The organism is Methylobacterium sp. 88A, from assembly GCF_000376345.1.
Taxonomy (GTDB): Bacteria; Pseudomonadota; Alphaproteobacteria; order Rhizobiales; family Beijerinckiaceae; genus Methylobacterium; species Methylobacterium bullatum.
Genome location: NZ_AQVT01000001.1, coordinates 2,855,340 through 2,869,437 on the forward strand (window position 1 = coordinate 2,855,340; position 14,098 = coordinate 2,869,437).

The window sequence follows — 14,098 nt, forward strand, 5'->3', positions numbered from 1 at the left end:
CGGATTTAGCGCATGCCTCTGTCACCCGCAATCGAGATACCGACTCGCGAAAATATGGAAAGCCGGTTTTATCCCGGAGAATGACAGTCGATCCCCGCTTGTCATGCGCGGGCAGTTAATCTTGGCGATTATTCGGGAGATGGAAGTCCCGCCGCTGCCAGAGCCGCGCCCTGCCGTTCGGTCAGGGTCTCGAGGGAGAAGCGCTCGATTTCGGCCTCGAACAGGCGGTGGTAGTTCAGCTCCGAGCGCAGATGCAGGAACACCGCGCCGAGTCCCACGGCGGCGCGGTCCATGAAGACGAATTCCTGCGGCACGGTCACAGGTCCGCGCTGCTTGAGGGCCTGATGCACCTCGAAGGCCTGACGCCGGCCATATTCGCCGGGCTTGACGCCATCCGCCACCGTTCTCGTGCGATCCTCCAAGATCGGGCCGTAGATGAACCGGGCCCAGATGTTGAGAATCTCGATCAGCTCCTTGTTGAGGTTCTTGAATCCCCACACCTCGTAGGCGTGGACGATCCGGGCGTGGTCGTTCTCCAACAGGCCGCGATAGAGATCGACCACGCCGCCGACGAAGCGGGGGTGGAAGATGCGGACGCAGCCGTAATCGAGCAGGTTGATCCCGCGCGCCTCGCCGTCCTCGGAGAAGACCGTGTAGTTGCCGAGGTGCGGATCGCCGTGGATCACGGCCGCTCGACTGAACGGGTGCCACCAGGCCTTGAACATCGCCCGCGCCAGACGATTGCGGATCTCGAGGGGCTGATCGGAAAAGCTGAGGATCCTGTCGCCTTCGAGCCAGCCAAGGGTGAGGAGGCGCTTGGTGGAGAGGTCGGTGTGGATGGCGGGCACCCTCACCTCGGCGATGTCCTGCAGAACGGCCCCGTAGAGGGCGGCGTGCTTGGCCTCGCGCTCGTAGTCCAGCTCCTCGCGCACGCGGGCGCCGATCTCCTTGGCGATCTCGCGGGTGTCGAGCCAGGAACTGAGGCGACGGTGCAGGGCGAAAGCGATTTCGAGCTGCTTCAGGTCGGCCTCCACGGCCGATTGCATGTCGGGATATTGGAGCTTGCAGGCGAAGGGCGTCCCGTCGAGGCCGGTGGCCCGGTGAACCTGGCCGAGGGAGGCGGCGGCGGCGGGCTTGAGGTCGAAGGAGGCGAACCGCTTCTGCCAGTCGGGGCCGAGCTCGGCCATCATCCGGCGCTTGACGAAGGCCGCACCCATCGGCGGTGCGTCGGCCTGGAGTTTCTGAAGCTCGGTGGCGTATTCCGGCGGCAGCAGATCCGGCACGGTGGCGAGGAGCTGCGCCACCTTCATGATCGGGCCCTTCAGCCCCCCGAGCGCCTGGGCCAGAGCTGCCGCGTTGGTGGGGGGCTCTCCCTTTCCGAACAGCTTGGCGCCGGCCATCCGCGCGGCGACACCCCCGACATTGGCGCCGACACGGGCATAGCGGCTGGCGCGCGCCGAGAAGCGGTTGGCTTCGTTGTCGTGATCGGCCATCGGGTCCATTCTGCGCGACGAAGGGGTGTCACTACGAGATAGGCTCCTCCCCCGAGGGTGCCAGGGCCATGAGCCCTTGGGTCGCGGAAGGGGTCACGCCGCCGGCCAGTTGTCGCGGATCCAGCGCGTGAGGCCATCCTCGTCGATCTCGCTCGCGGCGAGGCCGAGGATCATCCGGGTCGCCTCGGCCTGATCCGGTCGAAAAGCAATGTTGTTGAGACGTAGGAACAGCGTCATCGCCACGAAGGCGATCCGCTTGTTGCCGTCGATGAATGCATGATTCCGCGCAAGACCGAAGGCATACGCCGCCGCCAGTGAAGCGAGGTCGCCGTCCTCATATCGCCAGCGGTTCACAGGCCTTCCCAGAGCCGACTCGAGGGCATTCTCGTCTCGAAGTCCAGGTGGGCCCCCAAACCGGACGAGTTGGCGTTCATGGGCGACCTTGATCTCTTCGGCCGTCAGCCAACGGGGCTCGGTCATTGCGCGAGCGCCCGCAAAGTATCCTTGTATTCGTCCATGATGTCGTCGACGAGCGCCATCGCCTTGTCGAAATCAGGATCGTAGGGGGTCAGGCGCACTCCGCCGTCGGGCATTTCGGTGACGTGAAGCCACTGACCCTGTTCCAGATTCAGTTTGGTGATGAGTTCCCGCGGCAGGATAAGCCCGGTGGAATTGCCGATCTTCTTGACTTCGAGCTTCATGACGGTAGCGCCTTTCGTTGTACGTTATGTACAACGAAAGGCGGCCGGCGCAAAGGAGCGTTACCCCTCCATCGCCTCCAGTTCGGCGATCATCCCCTCGATCATGTTGAGGCCGATCTGCCAGAAGGCGGGGTCGCTGGCATTGAGGCCGAACGGGGCGAGGAGCTCGCCGTAGGGCTTGGCCCCGCCCGCCGAGAGCAGCGCGAAGTAGCGGTCCACGAACCCCTCTTCGGCATTGGCATAGACGCCGTAGAGCGAGTTCACGAGGCAGTCGCCGAACGCATAGGCGTAGACGTAGAACGGCGAGTGGATGAAGTGCGGGATATAGGCCCAGAACGGCTCGTAGCCGGCGTCGAGGGAGATCGCCGGGCCGAAGCTCTCCGCCTGCACCGACATCCAGAGCCCGTTGATCTGCTCGGCGGTGAGCTCGCCCTCGGCCCGAGCGAGATGGACCTTCCGCTCGAACAGGTAGAACGCGATCTGGCGCACCACCGTGTTAATCATGTCCTCGACCTTGGCCGCCAGCATCGCCCGGCGCTGAACCGTATCGGTGGTGGCGGCGAGCAGGCGCCGGAACGTGAGCATCTCGCCGAAAACGCTCGCGGTCTCGGCCAGCGTCAGGGGCGTCGGCGCCATCAGCGCACCGTTATGAGAGGCGAGGACCTGATGCACCCCGTGGCCGAGTTCGTGCGCCAGGGTCATCACGTCCCGCGGCTTGCCCTGGTAGTTCACCAGCACATAGGGATGCGCCGAGGGCACCGTGGGGTGGGCGAACGCGCCCGGCGCCTTGCCCGGCCGCGTCGGCGCATCGATCCAGCGGCGGTCGAAGAAGGTCTTGGCGATGTCGGCCATGCGCGGCGAGAACGCGCCGTAGGCGTCGAGCACCATGTCGCGCGCCTCCGCCCAGGGAATGGTGCGCTGCTCGACTCGCGGCAGCGGCGCGTTGCGGTCCCAATAGGGCAGGACGTCCACCCCGAACCACTTGGCCTTCAGCCTGTAGTAGCGGTGCGACAGGCGCGGATAGGCGGCCTGGACGGCGTCCACCAGGGCCGCCACCACCTCGGGCTCGACCCGGTTGGAGAGGTGCCGGTCGTCGGCGACGTCCTTGAAGCCGCGCCAGCGGTCGGAGATCTCCTTGTCCTTGGCCAAGGTGTTAGTGATGAGGGCGAAGGTCCGCAGATTGGCGCGGAACACGTCGCCCAGGGCTCCGGCCGCTTCCTTGCGGACCGCCCCGTCCGGGTCCTGCAGCTTGTTGAGCGTCGGTTCGAGGGTGAGCATCTCGCCCTGCAGCGGGAAGCGCAGGGACGCGATCGTCCCGTCGAACAGCCGGTTCCAGGCGGAGCGCCCGGTGACCGACTTTTCGAGGAACAGCTTCTCGGTGCGGTCGTCGAGCTGATACGGCTTCTCGCGGCGCAGATCCTCGATCCAGGGGCGGTAATGCGCAAGGGGACCATCCGCCATGGCGGCGTCCATCACGCCGTCATCGACCCGGTTGATCTCCAGGGCGAAGAACAGCAGGTGGCCGGAGGCCGTGGTCAGCCGTTCCTGGGTGTCGCCGTAGAACTTCTGGCGCCGCTCGTCCGTGGTGTCGCCGGAGTAGACCAGGCCGGCGAAGGACATCAGACGGCCGAGCCGGTCCTCGATCGCCTCATAGGCCGCCACCGCCTCGGCGAGGCGAGTGGACGCGTCGGGTCCGCCGGCGATCTCGGCGATGACGCCGCCGTAGCGCTCCGAGAAGGCGCTGCATTCCTCTTCCGCCCGGATCAGGTCGGCGCGGAAGTCCGGCGAATCGATCCCGGAATAGAGGTCGCTCAGATCCCATTCGGGAAGCGAGCCGAGGTCGAGGGCGAGAGCGGCCGCCCGCGCGACGTTCGTTCCTTCCGATCGTTGCCCGGCCGGCATCCGGGCGGCGCTTGAGAGGCTGGCATGGACGACGGCACGACTCGACATGATGTCTTTGATCCTGAAGCGGCGTTTCCCCGCCGTTTCCGCTGATATCGAGCGGTGAGGCTCCGTGATCAACCGATTCGGCCCATTCGGCCGCAACGAATCTCCGGCATGGCCTTCGTTCGCCCCGCCTAGGCCGGGGAGTGGACCATCTGGGAAGAAAGTGGGATCGTCGTTAAGAGCAGCTTTACGCTCTTCGCTCACCCTACGGATCGAAACGAAACACCGGTGGCCGACTCGCAGGGCGATATCCCTGGGACGATCGCCTTTCTCAGCACACGGTCGAGGCTCTCCGCATGTCGACAACGATCCTCATCGTCGACGACGATCCCGTCCAGCGCCGGCTCGCCGAAGCGATGGTGCGTCGCCTCGGTTTCGAGGTGAAGGTCGCCGAGAGCGGCGAGGACGGGTTGTCCGTGCTGCGTTCGGGCGAACCGATCGACGTCGTGCTCCTCGATCTGGTGATGCCCGGTGGCCTCGACGGTCTCGGCGTCATGGCCCAGATGCGCCAGTCGGGTCTCGACATCCCCGTCATCGTCCAGACGTCCAACGGCTCCATCGATGCGGTGGTCAACGCCATGCGGGCCGGCGCCACCGATTTCGTGGTGAAGCCCGCCGGTGCCGAACGGCTCCAGGTCTCGATCAAGAACGCCCTCAAGGTCGATCAGCTCGAGGAGGAGGTCCGGCGCATGCGGCGGCGCGCCTCCGGCTCGCTCACCTTCAAGGACCTGTCCTCGCGCAGCCCCGACATGGAGCGCGTGATCCGGCTGGCCGAGCGTTCGGCCAAGTCCAACATCCCGGTGTTGATCGAGGGTGAATCCGGTGTCGGCAAGGAGGTGCTGGCGCGCGCGATCCAAGGGTCGGGCGACCGGCGCGGCAAGGCCTTCGTCACGGTCAATTGCGGCGCGATTCCCGACAACCTCGTCGAATCGACCCTGTTCGGGCACGAGAAGGGCGCCTTCACCGGCGCCACCGAGCGCCATGTGGGCAAGTTCGTCGAGGCGTCGGGCGGTACGCTGTTCCTCGACGAGATCGGCGAACTCCCCCTCGATGCCCAGGTGAAGCTCCTGCGCGCCCTGCAGGAGGGGGAAGTCGATCCGGTGGGCGCCAAGCGCAGTGTCCGAATCGACATCCGCCTCATCTCGGCCACGAACCGCTCGCTCCTCGACCTCGTCAAGCAGGGCCGCTTCCGCGAGGACCTGTACTACCGCCTGAACGTCTTCCCGATGACCCTGCCCCCCCTCCGGGCGCGCCGCGAGGACATCCCGGATCTGGTGCGCTCGTTCTGTGCGCGCTTCGCCGCCGAGGAGGGCAAGCGTGTCCGCGCGATCACGCCGGAGGCGATGTCGCTGCTCAGCCGCTACGGCTGGCCCGGCAATGTCCGCCAGCTCGAGAACGCCCTGTTCCGCGCGGTGGTGCTCGCCGATAGCGACGAGCTCACCGTGGCCGAGTTCCCGCAGATCGCCGCCCAGGTGGAAGGGTTCGACGTGCGCATTCCGGCCGCCCCGGTCCAGCCCATGGTCCATGCCGGGACTCCGGAGCCGGTGCGCGAGATCGTCCGCGTGGAGGTCCGCGACCCCCACGCCATGACCCTTGTCACCGAGGAGTCCGGCGAGATGAAACCGATGGACGAGCTGGAGGCGGAGATCATCCGCTTCGCCCTGCAATATTACCGGGGCCGCATGTCCGAAGTGTCGAGGCGCCTCGGCATCGGCCGCTCGACGCTCTACCGCAAGCTGAAGGATCTCGGTCTCGACGGCGACGAGAAGGGCGACGAAGCCGCTGCCTGAGACGCGGGAGCGATCCCTTCGCATCCTTTGAATTGGGATGTGTGTCACGGCACTGCGTTTCCGGCCTCCGGCGCACGCCGGGCTTCCACTGTTGCCCGCGCGCCGTTGCAAGCGGTGGCGCAAGCAGCGATTGTTTTGAGCTCAAACACGGCCGTTGCGGCCGGTTCCGGGAGTTTCATCATGGGCGCTTCGCGCTCCGCCTCCGTCGCACTGGCTGCCCTGATGGCGGGTTGTGTCGGCTACGCGGTAAAGGCCGAACCCCGGCTCGATCCGGCTCCATCCGTGGTGCAGAGCGCTGCCGCGCCATCGGTCTCGTCCGAGCAGGGGCAAGGCGACAGGGTGGCGACCGGGGCGATCTCCGCGCCGGTATCGCCCTCCCCCGACCCGGCCAAACCCGCCGCAGCGGGAGAGGCCGTTCAAACGCCAGCGAGCCCGCCCGAGACGGGCAAGGCGGAGACCTCGAACGCCGAGGCCGGCTCCGAACCCGCTGGCGCCGTGGCTGCCGCACCGGTGCCGACCGATCCGATGGGGGCGGCCCTCGCCGCCCGCCTCGCCGATCCGGCCCCTCTCCTCGCACGCCTGAGCACCAAGGACCGGGAGGCGATGCAGGCCTTCTACGGGCTCGGTGCCTTCAAGCCGGTCTGGGTGGTCGATGGCGCCTTCACCCCCGCCGCCAAGGCCGCCGCGTCCCGCCTTTCCCTCGCAGCCGAGGACGGCCTCAACGTCCAGGCCTATCCGGTGCCGGTCATCGGCACGCAGGGACTGACCGAGGCCCAGACCGCCGAGATCGAGCTGAAACTCTCGGCCGCCATCGTACTCTACGCCAAGGACGCACGCGGCGCGCGCATCAACCTGTCCGCCATATCCCGCCTGATCACGCCCACTCTCGACATTCCCAGCGCGGATGCCGTCCTGGCGCGCGTGGCCAGCGCCGGTCCGCAAGCCGGTACCGTGCTGCAGGGCTACAACCCGGCGCAGGCCGGCTACCTCGCTCTGAAGGCGCGGCTCGCCAGCCTGCGCAATCTCCATAGCGCGCCCATGGCGGCATCGCCCGTCACAATTCCCGCCGGGCCGGTGCTCAAGGTCGGCATGAACGATCCCCGCGTCCCCGCGCTACGCCGCCATTTCGGCTTGCCGACCCGGACCGCCGGCACCCTCGACGCCGCCTCCGGCGAGCCGCATGCGTTCGATGCGAACGTGTCCGCCGCCGTGGCGAAGTTCCAGCGCGGTCGCGGCCTGCCGATCACCGGCACGCTCACGCCGCAGACCGTCGCCGCCCTGGGCCGGGCCGAGTCATCCTCGCGCGTCGGCGACGAGGAGGCGACCGTCCTCGTCAACATGGAGCGCTGGCGCTGGCTGCCGAGCGACCTCGGTCGTGACTACGTCCTGGTCAACATCCCCGAATTCCGCCTGCGGGTGGTCCGCAACGGCACGCAGCGCGACGAGACCCGGGTCATCGTCGGCAAGGCCGAGACGCCGACGCCGGTCTTCTCCGGGATGATGGAATACGCCGTCATCAACCCGTCCTGGAACGTGCCGCCCTCGATCCTCAAGAACGAGTTCCTGCCCGCCCTGGCCCGCGACCCGAACTACGCGGCCCGTCGCGGCTACGAGGTTGTCTATCGCAACGGCAACATCTCGGTGCGCCAGCCGCCGGGCGAGCGGAATGCGCTCGGGTTCATCAAGTTCCTCTTCCCCAACAACCATGCCGTCTACCTGCATGACACGCCCAACCGTTCGCTGTTTTCCGCTTCTCAGCGGGCGATGAGCCATGGCTGCGTGCGCGTGGACGATCCCTTCCGGTTCGCCGATTCGGTCCTGCCCGAAGCGTGGTCGAGCGAGCGGTTGAAGAAGCTCATCGGCAAGGGCGAGCGCACCATCCGCCTGCCAGAGAAGCTGCCGGTGCATCTCGCCTATTTCACCCTCGATGCGGACGAGCGCGGATCCCTACGCACGTTTTCGGATCTCTACGGTCACGATGCGCGCATGAAGATCGCCCTCGGTCTCGCACCGGGCAGCCTGCTCGTCGCCAAGGCGCCGGTGAAAGCGCCGGCCAAGGTCGCGGCGCGGCCTTCGACGTCGGCGCCGGGCGCGGCCGGGGCTTCGCCGGAGGTTCGCCGCGCCGCATCGCACCCCGCCCCTTCCGGCGCCAATCCCGTGCGGGCGGTCAGGGCACCGGCGGCCAGATCCGCCGAAGTGGCCCCTGTCGATCCGTGGGGACCGGTACCGGCCCCTGCCCCGGTCTCCCGCGGCTGGTGGTAACGAGCCACCGGTGTCGTTGCGCGAATGTCACGCGGCGAGGAATGTGCGCCGCCGCTCTTGTCGATGCTGAATCATGGCGGCGGGCCGGCACGATTTCGCCACGGTTCAAACCTAGCCGTTGTGTCGACCGGCGAATGGCTGAGGATCCGAGAACCTTTCGTTTACGGTTTTCGGTAACCTTGCGTTCACCATGATCCACGCGCCAACGCGTGGTCTGGCAGAGGTGAGGACGATCGTGGGCATTCCGCTGCGTGAAGAGGCCCAGCCGGCCGACCGATCCACCCAGCCGATCTCTCGCCTTCGGGGCTATCTCCGCGACGCCTTCTCCCATCCCCGCCTGCGCCGTTCGATCGTCGCTGCGTCGGGCATCGCCCTGGCGCTCGGCGCGGGCACGCGAGGGACGCAGGATGCGATCGCCAACGGCGATACCCGCACTCTCTCGATCTACCATACCCATACGAAGGAGAGCGCCACGATCACGTTCAAGCGTGACGGGCGCTACGACCGGGCGGCGTTGGAACAGCTCAACTGGATGCTGCGCGACTGGCGCTTGGACGAGCCCACCAAGATGGATCCCCGCCTGTTCGACACGGTGTGGGAGGCCTACCGGTCTGTGGGCTCGCAGGAGCCGATCACCGTGGTCTCGGCCTATCGGTCACCGGGTACCAACGCCATGCTGCGCCGCCGGTCGCGTGCGGTGGCCGAGTTCAGCCAGCACATGCTCGGCAAGGCAATGGATTTCTACCTGCCGGATGTCTCCATCGACCAGCTGCGCGCCGTCGGCATGCGGATGCAGCGCGGCGGTGTCGGCTGGTATCCCCATGCCGGCTCGCCCTTCGTCCATCTCGACGTCGGCTCCGTCCGCTCATGGCCGCGCATGAGCCACGACCAGCTGGCGCGCCTGTTTCCCGACGGCAAGACCGTGCACCTGCCCACCGACAACCGGCCCCTGCCGGGCTACGAGCTTGCCCGCGCGGAGGTGCTCGCCCGTGGCGGCACCGTGCTCGGCGTGACCCAGGTCGCGACGGTGGAGGAGGATGACGGCCCGAGCATCAAGGGCTTCTTCGCCAGCCTCTTCGGTGGCGGCTCCAAGACCCCCGCGCCGCCGCCCGAAGCTCCGGCCCGCGCCCGGGCAAAGCCCACCGTTCTCGTGGCCAGTGCCGATCCGGACGACCAGTCGGGCACCCGCGAGGCCCTGGCCTATGCCGCCCCGGCCGCCTCCGATGCCCTCAAGGGCGCTCTCCTGCGCCGTGACGGACGCGATGCCCAGAGCCTCCTGACCCAGGACGTCTCCGAGATTCGGGACGTCTCCAAGATTCAGGACATCTCCAAGCCGGCGATCCCCGCCGAGGCGGAAGCGAGTTCGATCGACGTGCCGCTGCCGCCGCGCCGGCCATCGGAATTCGCCGCCGTCTCCGCCGCACTCACCATGCCCCTGCCGCCGCCGCGTCCCGCCATTCAGGTGGCGAGCCTCGCGCCCACCGGGATGGCCGCGCCGCCGCCCGTCACCGCGGCGCCCACCCGTTTCGCCCGGCCCGTCGCCGCGGATGCCGATGCCCGCACGCAACTGCGCGCCCTGTTCGAGGTGGCCGCCGCGGAGACCGCGCCGGCCAGCCGCGCCTCTCCCGTTCACGTCGCCCCGGCCCGCGCCCGCGCCGATGCCGCGCCGGCCGGCTTCGTCGCCCAGGCGGAGAGCGGCGTACGCAGCCGTTTCTCCGGACGTAGCCCAGGCGACGACCTCACCGCCGCGCGCTTCACCGGCTCGTCCACCCGCGCGGTGGCTGCCGGGCGCTGACCCTCGCTAACCTGATGGCCTCCGACTTGGGTCGGGGCCGACGCCCGGGCGGCGGCGATGGGGTGCGCAGAGGGCGGAACAGGCTTGACGCGTTGCCCGCCACGGGACACGAAGTCTGCGGCAATGGATTCTGCCGGGCGTGAAGAGTGCCTCACACAACTCCCGATCACGGTCGGTTCTCCCTCGGAGTACGACGGCGCAGCGGGAGTTCGGTGAGAGAGACTCAGCCGAACCGCCATAAGGGCTGATGATTCCTACCCTTTTGCCACGCAGCAAGACGGTGGAACCATGCCTGCCTCCTTCAAGAACCGGATCGCCGATCTGAAGCGCGCCACGATGGTCCGCGTGGCCTGGGCGATCGCGTTCGCCCGCTGGGCGGTGATCCTCGTGCCGATGGCGGTCGTGGTGGGCTCCCTCTGCGCGGCCTTTCTCTGGTGCCTGGACGTCGCCACGAGCGCCCGGTTCACGCATCCCTGGCTGCTGTTCCTGCTGCCTGTGGGGGGCTTTGCCATCGGCCTGCTCTACCACCGCGTCGGGCGCGGCGTGGAGGGCGGCAACAACCTCGTGGTCGATCAGATCCACGAGCCCGGTGGCGGCGTTCCCCTGCGCATGGCGCCGCTGATCGTCCTCGGGACCGTCGTGACCCATCTCTTCGGCGGGTCCGCCGGCCGGGAAGGCACGGCGGTGCAACTCGGCGCCAGCCTCGCCAGCGCCATCGGGCGCCTGGCCAGGCTCGATCCGGCGGGCACGCGCATCGTGCTGATGGCGGGCGTGGCGGCAGGGTTCGGGGCGGTGTTCGGCACCCCCATCGCCGGGGCCGTCTTCGCCCTCGAAGTCCTGGCCATCGGCCGGGTGGAATATGCCGCTCTGATCCCCAGCCTGCTCGCGGCCGTCATCGGCGACTGGGCCTGCCAGGCCTGGGGCATCCACCATTCGCTGTTCCGCATCGCCTATCTGGCGCATGCGACCGGCCCCATCGCCCTCGATCCGATTCTACTGGCGAAAGTCGCCGTCGCGGGTGTCGCCTTCGGGCTCGCGGCTCTCGTCTTCGCCGAGGCCAACCACATCCTCGGCGGGTGGTTGAAGCGCCTGATTCCCTACGCGCCCCTGCGCCCGGTCCTCGGCGGCCTGGCGGTGATCGGCCTCGTCTACGCGGTCGGCACCCGTGACTATCTCGGCCTCGGCGTCACCGCGCCGGATGCGGGAGGCTTGAGCATCGCGAGCTTCTTCGGCCCGGAGGTCCATCCCTGGTCCTGGGCCTGGAAGATACTCTTCACCGTCGTCACCCTGGCTTCGGGCTTCAAGGGCGGCGAGGTGACGCCGCTGTTCTTCATCGGCGCCGCCCTCGGCAATGCCCTTGGCGGAGTGATGGGGGCGCCCCTCGACCTGATGGCGGCGCTGGGCTTCGTGGCGGTTTTCGCGGGCGCCGCCAACACGCCGCTCGCCTGCACGCTGATGGGGATCGAGCTGTTCGGGGCCACGCACGGCGTCGCCATGGCGGTCGCGTGCTTTGCCGCCTATGCCTGTTCGGGCCATCACGGCATCTACCTGTCGCAGCGCATCGCCGTCTCGAAGGGCGGCGCCGTCGAGCCCGGCTCCACCCTGCGCGAGGCGCGCACCCGGCGTTGAAGCGGCGGGAGGCGGCCTCGCACCTCCCGCCCGATCGTCACTTCTTGTCGTGGCTGTGGCCGTGGGCGTGGCCATCCTTGTCGGAATGCAGCGGCTTCCCGTCACGTCCGACCTCCTTGGATTCCTGAACGCGCGGGTCGTCGCGATGGGCCGGGCCGCCCGACACGGTCCCGGTGTTCGGGACCGAGACGGAGGGGTTGCTGGCATTGCCGTGCCCGTCGATGGCCAGGGCCGGAACCGCGAGGCCGAAGAGGATGCCGGTGGCGGCGAGGCTGCGTGCAAAGCGTGTCATGGTCGGTGTCTCCGTGGTTGCGCGGCTGCTCCGCCGCGTCGATCCAGGAGATGGAAAAACCGTTTGACGCCCGCGCGCCGCCTTCGTGACGAAGTGTGTCAGGCGTGCCCTGGACCTACACGCGCGGCAGGATCAGCTCGGCCCGCAACCCGCCCTCGGCCCGGTTGGTCAGGGTGAGATTGCCGCCCTCGGCCTGGATCGCGCGCCGGGCGATGGTGAGGCCCAGACCGGTACCGCCGGTATGGCGATTGCGCGAGGCCTCCAGGCGCGTGAACGGCGCGAACGCGCTCTCCACCTCCTCTGGCGCAATACCGGGGCCGTCATCCTCGATCCTCAGGACGACCGCGTCCTCGCCGACTTCCAGGATCATGGCGGCTCGTTCGCCATAGCGCACGGCATTGTCGACGAGGTTCTCCAGGGCCCGCCTCAGGGCGACGGGTCGAACCTCCGACAGTGCCCTGCCGGGCCCGTCATACGTGACGGGCCGGCCGGCATCGGCGGCGGCATTGGCGACGCTCATCGCGAGACTCGCCACGTTGGTGATCCGGCGTGGCTCCGGGTCCGTATCGCCGCGCAGATAAGCCAGCGTCGAGTCGATCATGGCCTGCATCTCGTCGAGGTCGCCGGACATGGCCTGTCCCTCCTTGGCGTCGGCCAGGCGCTCGATGCGCAGGCGCAGCCGGGCGATGGGCGTGCGCAGATCGTGGGAGACGGCCGCGAGTGCCTGAGTCCGCTCGGAGACCAGTCCGTGAATGCGGTGCTGCATGGCATTGAGCGCGCGGGCGATTCCGCGCGTTTCGTCCGGGCCGGCCTCGGGCACGGCGACCACGGGGCCGTTGCCGATCGCTTCCGTGGCTCGGGTGAGGCTGCGCAAGGGCTTCGCGATCCGATGCACCAGCAGTACGGCGGCGAGGCCGACGAGGATCGCCACCGCCGTCGAGACGAAAGCCCAGGCTCCCAGGCGGGCGAGGTTCGGAGCATGGGCGGAACGGAAGGTCAGCGTGCCGCCATCGGGCAGCGAGAGCGCCCCGCTCAGATCCTGCGCGTGCAGCGCATCCTCCCCCTCCCCCATGGCGAGGACGAGTCCGGGGCCGAGGCTCGGCTGGAGGGCGAGGATGCGGGACCTGAGCGACCAGAGGATGGGATCGTCACGCTCCCGCGGGCGGATCGGCGGGGCCTTCGACCACCCGATCTCGAAATGTGGCGAGGACAGTGCCCTCGCCTCCGTGTCGCGCTCCATCACCGGCCGCCGGATCAGGCCTTCCCGCGCCAGAGCCAGCTGAGTGCCGAGCTGCTGCGCGAAGGCCTCGTCGGCGGCCGCGACCGCCGATTGGCGATAGAGCAGCAATGCCCCGGCATGGACGACGACGATGGCCACGAGCAGTACGGCCATGGTGCGCGCCTCGAGGCTGCGCACGAAGGCGAGCAGGCGCCTCACCTCCGTTCGACCGTCGCGCTGAAGATGTAGCCTGAGCCACGGACCGTCTTGATGATCGCGGTGTGGCCGTCCGGCGGCTCCAGCTTTCGCCGAAGTCGGCTCACCAGGGTGTCGACGCTGCGGTCCGAGGGCGAGCCGAGGCGGGCGCGGGACAGTTCCAGGATCTGCTCGCGGCCGAGGACGCGGTTCGGATGGTCGAGGAACACCAGGAGCAGGTCGTATTCCGCCCCGGACAGGTCGACGCCCGCGCCCTCGGGGTCGCGGAGCGAGCGGCTGCGCAGGTCGAGACGCCAGCCGTCGAAGGCCACGCTCTCGCTGCGGGACGCATCCGGCGCGGTCGCGGCGATGGCGGAGCGCCGGAGAACCGCGCGGATCCGGGCGAGCAGTTCCGGCCGTCCGAACGGCTTGGCCACGTAATCGTCCGCCCCGAATTCGAGGCCGAGCACGCGATCCGCCTCCTCGTTGCGGGCGCTGACCATGATGACCGGAACCGTGCTCTTCGCGCGCAGGCTCCGCAGGAGATCGATGCCGGAGGCGCCGGGCAGCATCACGTCGAGGAGGACGAGATCGATGCCGCCCTCCGGCAGGAGCCGCCACATCTCCCCGCCGTTGCGGCAACCGGTGACGCGGTAGCCGTTTTCCCGCAGCAGGCGGGTGACGAGCATCCGCATGCCGTCGTCATCCTCCACGAGGAGGATGTGTGCCGTGCCGGCAAGCGAGGGCGTGTCGAGGAGCTGAGGCATCGTCGTTA

The 14,098-nt window shown here is 68.5% G+C and carries 11 protein-coding genes and 1 riboswitch; of the genes, 4 read left to right on the forward strand and 7 right to left on the reverse strand.

Annotated features, from left to right (window positions below; genetic code table 11):
- Positions 1–128: 128 nt before the first annotated feature.
- The 4 genes from A3OM_RS0113790 to A3OM_RS0113805 all read right to left on the reverse strand — a co-directional run bounded on the left by A3OM_RS0113790 (position 129) and on the right by A3OM_RS0113805 (position 4,144).
- Complete coding sequence (locus A3OM_RS0113790; RefSeq protein ID WP_026176014.1) at positions 129–1,493, reverse strand: AarF/ABC1/UbiB kinase family protein; 1,365 nt, start codon at positions 1,491–1,493, stop codon at positions 129–131.
- Between the two features lie 93 nt (positions 1,494–1,586).
- Positions 1,587–1,973 carry a type II toxin-antitoxin system death-on-curing family toxin gene (locus tag A3OM_RS0113795; RefSeq protein WP_018044346.1) on the reverse strand — a complete coding sequence of 129 codons (387 nt, stop codon included), beginning with the start codon at positions 1,971–1,973 and terminating at the stop codon, positions 1,587–1,589.
- Complete coding sequence (locus A3OM_RS0113800) at positions 1,970–2,194, reverse strand: hypothetical protein (protein WP_018044347.1); 225 nt, start codon at positions 2,192–2,194, stop codon at positions 1,970–1,972. Before A3OM_RS0113800 ends, A3OM_RS0113795 begins: the two co-directional genes overlap by 4 nt.
- 60 nt (positions 2,195–2,254) lie before the next feature.
- Positions 2,255–4,144: a M3 family oligoendopeptidase gene (locus A3OM_RS0113805; protein WP_018044348.1), complete on the reverse strand. Its 1,890-nt coding sequence runs from the start codon at positions 4,142–4,144 to the stop codon at positions 2,255–2,257.
- Between the two features lie 293 nt (positions 4,145–4,437).
- On the opposite strand from A3OM_RS0113805, the gene A3OM_RS0113810 reads away from it, so the two are divergent.
- The 4 genes from A3OM_RS0113810 to A3OM_RS0113825 all read left to right on the forward strand — a co-directional run bounded on the left by A3OM_RS0113810 (position 4,438) and on the right by A3OM_RS0113825 (position 11,617).
- Complete coding sequence (locus tag A3OM_RS0113810) at positions 4,438–5,931, forward strand: sigma-54 dependent transcriptional regulator (protein WP_018044349.1); 1,494 nt, start codon at positions 4,438–4,440, stop codon at positions 5,929–5,931.
- Between the two features lie 180 nt (positions 5,932–6,111).
- On the forward strand, positions 6,112–8,193 hold the full coding sequence (locus tag A3OM_RS24005) for a L,D-transpeptidase family protein (RefSeq protein WP_018044350.1): 2,082 nt from the start codon (positions 6,112–6,114) through the stop codon (positions 8,191–8,193).
- Between the two features lie 190 nt (positions 8,194–8,383).
- Positions 8,384–9,988, forward strand: coding sequence for a DUF882 domain-containing protein (locus A3OM_RS0113820; protein ID WP_198290827.1), 1,605 nt, complete (start codon positions 8,384–8,386; stop codon positions 9,986–9,988).
- Positions 9,989–10,098: 110 nt separating this feature from the next.
- A riboswitch (Fluoride riboswitch) is annotated at positions 10,099–10,252 on the forward strand.
- A 24-nt stretch (positions 10,253–10,276) separates the two neighbouring features.
- The gene (locus tag A3OM_RS0113825) at positions 10,277–11,617 is read left to right on the forward strand and encodes a voltage-gated chloride channel family protein (RefSeq protein ID WP_018044352.1); all 1,341 of its coding nucleotides are present in this window, start codon (positions 10,277–10,279) and stop codon (positions 11,615–11,617) included.
- A gap of 37 nt (positions 11,618–11,654) precedes the next feature.
- On the opposite strand, the gene A3OM_RS0113830 is transcribed toward A3OM_RS0113825, so the two are convergent.
- From A3OM_RS0113830 to A3OM_RS0113840, 3 genes are all read right to left on the reverse strand, one after another.
- The gene (locus tag A3OM_RS0113830) at positions 11,655–11,909 is read right to left on the reverse strand and encodes a hypothetical protein (RefSeq protein WP_018044353.1); all 255 of its coding nucleotides are present in this window, start codon (positions 11,907–11,909) and stop codon (positions 11,655–11,657) included.
- Between the two features lie 115 nt (positions 11,910–12,024).
- Positions 12,025–13,347: an ATP-binding protein gene (locus A3OM_RS0113835; RefSeq protein ID WP_018044354.1), complete on the reverse strand. Its 1,323-nt coding sequence runs from the start codon at positions 13,345–13,347 to the stop codon at positions 12,025–12,027.
- Positions 13,344–14,090 carry a response regulator transcription factor gene (locus A3OM_RS0113840; protein WP_018044355.1) on the reverse strand — a complete coding sequence of 249 codons (747 nt, stop codon included), beginning with the start codon at positions 14,088–14,090 and terminating at the stop codon, positions 13,344–13,346. The genes A3OM_RS0113835 and A3OM_RS0113840 overlap by 4 nt, the downstream gene beginning before the upstream one ends.
- Positions 14,091–14,098 lie beyond the last annotated feature (8 nt).

Excerpts from the sequence above, each read along its gene's own strand:
- A3OM_RS0113790 (WP_026176014.1), bottom strand. The coding sequence starts at position 1,493 with ATGGCCGATCACGACAACGAAGCCAACCGCTTCTCGGCGCGCGCCAGC.
- A3OM_RS0113795 (WP_018044346.1), bottom strand. The coding sequence starts at position 1,973 with ATGACCGAGCCCCGTTGGCTGACGGCCGAAGAGATCAAGGTCGCCCAT.
- A3OM_RS0113800 (WP_018044347.1), bottom strand. The coding sequence starts at position 2,194 with ATGAAGCTCGAAGTCAAGAAGATCGGCAATTCCACCGGGCTTATCCTG.
- A3OM_RS0113805 (WP_018044348.1), bottom strand. The coding sequence starts at position 4,144 with ATGTCGAGTCGTGCCGTCGTCCATGCCAGCCTCTCAAGCGCCGCCCGG.
- A3OM_RS0113810 (WP_018044349.1), top strand. The coding sequence starts at position 4,438 with ATGTCGACAACGATCCTCATCGTCGACGACGATCCCGTCCAGCGCCGG.
- A3OM_RS24005 (WP_018044350.1), top strand. The coding sequence starts at position 6,112 with ATGGGCGCTTCGCGCTCCGCCTCCGTCGCACTGGCTGCCCTGATGGCG.
- A3OM_RS0113820 (WP_198290827.1), top strand. The coding sequence starts at position 8,384 with ATGATCCACGCGCCAACGCGTGGTCTGGCAGAGGTGAGGACGATCGTG.
- A3OM_RS0113825 (WP_018044352.1), top strand. The coding sequence starts at position 10,277 with ATGCCTGCCTCCTTCAAGAACCGGATCGCCGATCTGAAGCGCGCCACG.
- A3OM_RS0113830 (WP_018044353.1), bottom strand. The coding sequence starts at position 11,909 with ATGACACGCTTTGCACGCAGCCTCGCCGCCACCGGCATCCTCTTCGGC.
- A3OM_RS0113840 (WP_018044355.1), bottom strand. The coding sequence starts at position 14,090 with ATGCCTCAGCTCCTCGACACGCCCTCGCTTGCCGGCACGGCACACATC.